The 6,391-nt window shown below is 68.9% G+C and carries 6 protein-coding genes and 1 pseudogene; 2 read left to right on the top strand and 5 right to left on the bottom strand.

The genetic code is table 11. The annotated features are described in order from the left end of the window. Positions 1–829 precede the first annotated feature (829 nt). Complete coding sequence (locus VR44_RS33770) at positions 830–1,513, bottom strand: hypothetical protein (protein ID WP_157880492.1); 684 nt, start codon at positions 1,511–1,513, stop codon at positions 830–832. Positions 1,514–1,972: 459 nt separating this feature from the next. Here VR44_RS33770 and VR44_RS47850 point away from each other — a divergent pair. Beyond that, a pseudogene (locus VR44_RS47850) lies at positions 1,973–2,104 on the top strand (transposase); the annotation flags it as partial. A gap of 168 nt (positions 2,105–2,272) precedes the next feature. Here VR44_RS47850 and VR44_RS33775 read toward each other — a convergent pair. From VR44_RS33775 to VR44_RS45525, 4 genes are all read right to left on the bottom strand, one after another. Further along, positions 2,273–2,458 carry a lipocalin/fatty acid-binding family protein gene (locus VR44_RS33775; protein ID WP_045951456.1) on the bottom strand — a complete coding sequence of 62 codons (186 nt, stop codon included), beginning with the start codon at positions 2,456–2,458 and terminating at the stop codon, positions 2,273–2,275. 173 nt (positions 2,459–2,631) lie between these two features. Next, positions 2,632–3,054, bottom strand: a complete 423-nt coding sequence (locus VR44_RS33780; protein WP_045951457.1) for a VOC family protein — start codon at positions 3,052–3,054, stop codon at positions 2,632–2,634. A 234-nt stretch (positions 3,055–3,288) separates the two neighbouring features. Then, the gene (locus tag VR44_RS33785) at positions 3,289–5,589 is read right to left on the bottom strand and encodes a bifunctional polysaccharide deacetylase/glycosyltransferase family 2 protein (RefSeq protein WP_052713957.1); all 2,301 of its coding nucleotides are present in this window, start codon (positions 5,587–5,589) and stop codon (positions 3,289–3,291) included. Beyond that, positions 5,586–5,807, bottom strand: coding sequence for a hypothetical protein (locus tag VR44_RS45525; protein WP_157880493.1), 222 nt, complete (start codon positions 5,805–5,807; stop codon positions 5,586–5,588). Before VR44_RS45525 ends, VR44_RS33785 begins: the two co-directional genes overlap by 4 nt. Before the next feature lie 231 nt (positions 5,808–6,038). Here VR44_RS45525 and VR44_RS33790 point away from each other — a divergent pair. Beyond that, on the top strand, positions 6,039–6,391 hold a 353-nt coding region (locus VR44_RS33790; RefSeq protein ID WP_045951458.1), incomplete at its 3' end, for a hypothetical protein.

The raw sequence follows: 6,391 nt of genomic DNA on the forward strand, positions 1-6,391 counted from the left end.
CCGACACGGACGTGCACCCGCATTTCGACAGTGGCGCGGTGGTGGCCTGGCACTTGGCCCACGACAGGATCGAAGTACCCACGGGCCCGACGGTGGCCTACCTGACGCTGGCCGGGACCGGGGGCGCTGCGGGCCGGTTCCGGCTCGATGACCCGCACCTGGTCCTGGCCGACGACCCGGCCGGCGAGGACCGGTTGTCCGGCTGGTCCACCGATGACGACGCTGCTGTTCTCAGGACACTGGTGGCGCAGCCTTGGCCGCGCAGCGCACACCAGCAGCTGTCGACCACGCGGACCCGGCTGACGCCCAACCAGTGCCACCAGCCCAGCCATTCACAGCGCAGCATTGGACCGCCGCCGCGGTGCCACTCCATCACCGAAGCCGGCTGGTTGCCATGTTCGGCGCACGAGGCCGTCGGGACCAGGCCGCCGCAGTCGTGCCGGGCGCAGGCGCAGCCCTCTGACGGGCCGGCGTACGGCACGCCGCAGGTGCGTCCTGGTGCTGCTACCGACCCTCGACCTGCTCACCCAGACCGCCCAGGAGTGGCACACGGCCGGCCACACCGGGCCCGCAGTCGCCTTGTACTCGCTGGAGGACATCGCCAGAAGGCCTGCCTTCGGGCCGGTGGTTCCCCGCCTTGCAGGGAACGTCTTTCTGCACGCCCCAGGACTCCCGCGCTTCGCACGGGAGATGAGCCCGTTTCACGGGGTCGAGTTCCTCCGCGTTATGCGCGGAGGAACTCGACCGCCTAGCCGCGCTCGGTTACCGAACGGCGAGTACACGACTCCTCGCCGAGTTGCCAGTCCGGTAATTCCTCTATCTGCGCGCTTTATACCACCCTCGTTGACATGGTCACGATGACACGCTGATCGTGACCGTCTGCGAAAACGCCCAAATCTATCGGAGTGTTCGTCAGGGCATCGAAGGGAATTCTGATGTCTCTGTCGCCGAGGTCATCCTCTCCGAAGGTGTCTTGCTCCAGCAGCTTGCCAGTGATCCATAGGAATTCCCCAGGAAAGATCATCAACTGCTGGTCTCTCTCTACGGGGAATTCCGTCCCCTCGATGATCTCCTGAGGGTCACTGCCTGGCCGGTCGAAAAGGTTGAACGAACCCAGGGTGATGAGCTTTCCGGCCTCAGGCCCGAAGCAGAGGCGCGCCACGTCGAAACGCCCGGAGATCTCCAGTCCGTTCCCAGGATCATCCCCCGTGTTGTCGTTGAGAATACGGTGCAGCGTCACGACGACGTTCTTCACATCGTTGAGGTGGGGAAGCACGAAGGGATAGCCCTGCCAGGAGTGGCCGACAGTGCTGCCAGGGCACTCACCCTTCCGGCCGGTATTGCCGTTCCAGAACATTGCCATGCAATTCTGGCAGTATCCCCACCCATCCTGCGAGTTCGGCGTGGCCGGGACGTTATGCGGAAGGCTGAAATCAAGGGAACCGTGCCCGTCGTGACCACCACCGGCCGGGCACGCCCCCTTCCGTTCAATCCCGTTCCAGAACATCTCCATGCACTTATTTCAGAACGCCCAATTCCTCTGCACCGTCAAACTCTCAGGCTCACCAAACGGCAACAAAAACGTAAATCCCGTCGCCCAGTGACTGCCGCCGGACCTGCAAACGCCCTTGCGGTCAGGAAGTTCGTTCCAGAACATCGACATACACTTGCCGCAGAAGCGCCAATTCCCCTGAATGCCCATAAGATCCACCTATTAGTCACACCCCCGTCCAGTGGGAGCTGTATTGAGTAGCTCAAAATTCCGGGCCCACTGATTGGCGACTGGTTTGTTCACCTAGCCGCTCCCCTCATTAGACACAGACACCGAATGCCCGGCAGGTCCCGTCAAGTCGTAACTTGACGGCCGGCCGTCGCTTGGCTCCACCTGCGGCCTCTCGTTCCTGCTGAGGCCTGGCTGATAATTGATCTTGTGGCAGGTCGAGGTGAGTTGGCGGACGCAGCGTGGGATCGGATGGTCTGGCACCGCCGCTACCCCTCGGACACCTACGACGACGAGTGGGCATAGATCGAACCGCTCCTGCCGATCCTGGCCTGCGAGACACCTCGCGGCGGGCGGCCGGAAAAGCACACGCGGCGCGAGGTCCAGTTTTCCGTCTGCTGAACTGTTCGTGATGGCACTGAGCTGGTGCGATGCGTCGCGTAGGCGTCCGCGACGTTGCAGGGCCGGAAGATGGCGGAACGCCGGCGGGCCGCCGGCTCCGGGGAGCGGGCGGCCCGCGGTGGGGTCTGCCAGACGTGAGGGTGCGAGGGGTCAGGCGGATCGCTTGAACTTCTGGACGGCGGTCTTGCCATGGCAAGACACGATGACGGTCATGCCGGAATCCGTGCTCTCGTGGACGAACTTGGCCTCCCTGTCGTCACTCGTGAACGTCTGCACCAGCTTGTGGTCGCCCTCCGCGGACAGGACGGAGATCCCTTCGACGCCCCAGAGGGGCACGGGGGTCTTCGAGCCCAGGGCGCACCGCGTCTCGATGATGTCGGGCTCGGAGGGATCTTGATGTACCAGGTGTCGCCCGTGGCGCTGATCTCCACCGAGGGCCTGACCATGCGGCCGGGCGTGCGCGACCGTCCACAAGCCGGCGATGGAGGCTCGGCCGCAGATGGCCCCCGCTACACCTCCTCCGTCGGCGCGTCAGCAGCCTGCTCGCGCAGCGCGAGCCACTCCTGGAGTTCGATCAGATTCCCTTCCGGGTCCTCCAGGTAGGCGACCCGTATGCGGTCGCCCAACGGGCCGGGGTCTCGGGTGAACTGCACCCCCCGCGAGGTGAGCTCGGCGTGGACGGCGTCCAGGTCGTCCACCCGCAGCACCACCAGCGCGCGGTGACCCTCCGGCTCCGCCGCCAACCGCTCCAGCACGTCGGCCATCTGCACCCGGTCCTGCAGCGCGATCGCGGCGTGTCCGCTGTCGGGGCTGAGCTTGGCGTAGGGGCCGCTCTCGGCCTCGAACTGCGGCTTGAGCCCGAGCACGTCCCGGTAGAAGCGGTAGACGGCGGGGAAGTCGGACACCAAGAGGCGTATCTGGGTGAGTTCCATACGCAACTTTCTAGCCCAGTTCCCGCTCGCGTTCCGGCTCGACCGCGATCTTTGAGTGAGTCCTGCCGGAGTTCGGCGACGTACCCGGTGCACGGGGAACCGGCCTTCCCAGGGCCGCGTGTGGGGCCGGCGGCCCAGCAGGCCGCCGGCTTCTGCGGGTTCGCCTGGTCGAGGCGGCGTTGGCGCTGATGGCCCGGGAGGATTGGTGCAGGGCTGAACGGCCGGCGCTCGGGGTCATGTCTGGGGCCCGGCGCGCCTTTGGTCCCGCGACGGCGAACTTGACCGTGACCGGGCTGGTGACGGCCGGTCTGTCGCTGGGGGCGGGGAACTACATGCGGGCAGTCTGCCAGGTCCTGACGCTCGATCCCGCCGCAAGATCGCCATGTGGCGTGATCGCCACGCTGTGTGGGCCCGGGTAGGCGCAGGCGGTGCGGAGCGTGGAGGCGTCGCCGGGCGTGCCGTCGTGTGTTTCTGGGCGGCCGGCCGATGCCATGTGGGGCCTGCCCCGAGTGCCGCTGTGGCCAGGGCGTGGATGGTGACCAGGCACAGGGCCGTGCGGTAGAGGGTCTGCTGGAGCGGGACGAGCCAGAGGTGGCGCAGGCTTTCGCCGTCCGTGCGCAGCGCGTAGGCGGCGAGGACGAGTTGGGCGAGGCTGAAGCCGGTCCAGGTGAGTGCGGGGACAGGCGTGGTGCCGGAGGCGAGCCCGTACAGGGCGACGGCGTCCATGAGGGGTGCGGCGAGCGGCAGGGCGAGCTGGAAGAGGAGCAGGTAGGGCAGGGTGCGGCGGCCGAGGCGGCCGGCGATGCCGGTTTCCCGGACGGCGCGGCGGTGTTTCCAGATGGACTGCAGGGTGCCGTATGCCCATCGGTGGCGTTGGTGCCAGAGGCTGCGGACGGTCGTCGGTACGTGTGTCCGGGCGTGGGCGTCGCTGCGGTAGACGACGCGCCAGCCGGCCCGGCACAGCGCCATGGCGATGTCGGTGTCCTCCGCGAGGGTGTCGGCGCTGATGCCGCCGCAGGAGTCCAGGGCCGTCCGCCGGAAGGCTCCGATGGCCCCGGGAACGGTCGGGCTGGCACCGGCCAGGTCGAAGAGCCGTCGTTCCAGGCCGAAGCTCATCACGTACTCCAGGTGCTGCCACAGGGGCAGCCAGCCCTCGCGGTTGGCGACCTTCGTATTGCCGGCGACCGCACCCACCGACGGGTCGGTGAAGGCGGCGGCCAGCCGTGCCACTGCTCCGGGGGCGACCACGGTATCCGCGTCGACCATCACGATCACCTCGTGTGCCGCGTGGCCGACTCCGGCGTTCAGGGCGGCGGGCTTGCCCCGGTTGGGCTGGGTCACCACGCGCACCCTGGGGTCCGCCACCGCGCGGGCCGTCTCCGCGGTCCCGTCGGTGGAGCCGTCGTCGACCACCACGACGTCGATGTCCGGGCAGCCGCCGTCGAGCAGGGCGCGCACACAGGCAGCGACGGTCGCCTGTTCGTTGTGGGCCGGAACGATCGCGGAGACGCGGGACAGGGGCCCGGCCGGGTTCCGGACTTCGCGGTGCCTTCGGTGAACGGCCGAGGCGGCCGAGAGCAGGAGCAGGCGGGCGGCGGTGAGCAGTGCCACGGCGTACAGCAGCCACGCGGCGGCAGGCGGTACGGCAACCGCCGCCTGGACCAGGCCGATCAGGGCGGCGCCGTACCAGTGGTCGAACCGGCTGACCGGTGCCGTCTGGGGCGGCAGGCCGACCGCGTCGGACAGCGTGGTGAACCGGTATCCGCGGGCCTTGAGGGAGTCGATGAGCGGCCCCAGGGCCTCGACCGTCCTGGAACGGTCGCCGCCCGCGTCGTGCAGCAGAACGACGGCACCGCGGCCCTCCTCCGGGACGGCGCCGCGCATGATGTCCGCAACGCTGCGGGCCTCCCAGTCGAGGCCGTCGCGGGTGGACAGGACGGTCAGGTAGCCGAGGGCGCCGGTGCGCAGGGCGGCGTGCCAGTCGCGGTCGTTGAGTGCGTCGGGCATCGAGGAGTACGGCGGCCGCAGGAGCGTCGTACTCGTGCCGGTGGCCCCGGCGAGGACGGCGCGGCTGGCGGCGAGTTCCATGCGGATTCGCCAGACCGGTGCTGTGGCCAGGTCGGTGTGGGTGAAGGTGTGCAGGCCGACTTCGTGCCCGGCGGCGGTCTGCGCGCGGACGATCTCGGGGTGTTCGGCCACGTGCCGGCCGACGACGAAGAACGTGGCGGGGACCGATTTGGCGGCCAGCAGGCGCATGATCTGCGGGGTCCAGGTGGGGTCGGGGCCGTCGTCGAAGGTGAGTGCCACCGTGCCCGGGCGTACGGCCAGGCTGACGGGCGAGCCGTTGCGGGTGTCGATGACGGGTCCGCCGCCCGAGACGGATTGCGGTACGAGGGCGCCCGGCTGCCGTTCCTGGACGGTGCTCGGTACGCCGACGCCGCGCAGGACCGAAGTCGCCAGGAAGAGGGCGGACAGGAACACCGCCAGGACACCCCCCAGGAGCCACCAGTGCCCGCGGGGCGAGGCCGCCTTCATCGTGGCAGGGGCGGCGCTTCGACGGCCTCGGCCGGGTGCGTCGCCGGAGGCTGGGGGTCGGCGTAGAGCACGCTGGCGCCGATGGCGAGGACGCACAGGCACAGGAGGCCCACCATCACACCCGTGACGGTCACGATCCTGCGGCGGTGTCCGTGCGGGTCGTCGAACACGGGCGGGGAGAGAGCGGGCTTCGGGAGACTTTCAAGATCGTTGATCACGTGAACGGATGCTAGGAAGATCGCGTCCGGGAGCCCCCACGAGCGCGCGGACTTTCGCCCGCAGGAACGAGCCGCGCACGTGTACCTTGACGCGCGCTACGGCGAACGGGTTACGCCGGGGGATCCGGGCCGGCGGGATGCCCCATGATCGAATCAACAAAGGCGTGGTGACCACCGTTCACCGGCACGCTTACCGCCCTGTCCCGCACACCGCACGGAGCGGATCCGTCCATGATCGCGCCCCCGATGACCACCCCTCCTGCGACGCCTGCCCCGCCGGGCCGCCGACCGCGCCCCACCTCGGTACGCCGGCTCTTCGTCGTCCTGGCCGGCCTGCTGATCCTGGCGGTTCTCGGCTACCTCGGCCTGCGGCTGCACCACCGGCTGAACACCATCGACATGCCGCAAGGAGACACCGCTCCCCAGGGCGGCTACACCCTCACCGTCTACTTCACCCCCAGCGAGGCGTACTACCACGGCCCACAGCGCAGCATCCGCCGCCAGGTATGCCCCGGCCAGAACCTGCCGGACGCCTTCCCCGCCGACTACCTGGAACGCGTCGGCATGGAGGGCTTCGGCAAGAC

The organism is Streptomyces katrae (assembly GCF_000966975.1).
In the GTDB taxonomy this organism is placed as follows: Bacteria; Actinomycetota; Actinomycetes; order Streptomycetales; family Streptomycetaceae; genus Streptomyces; species Streptomyces katrae.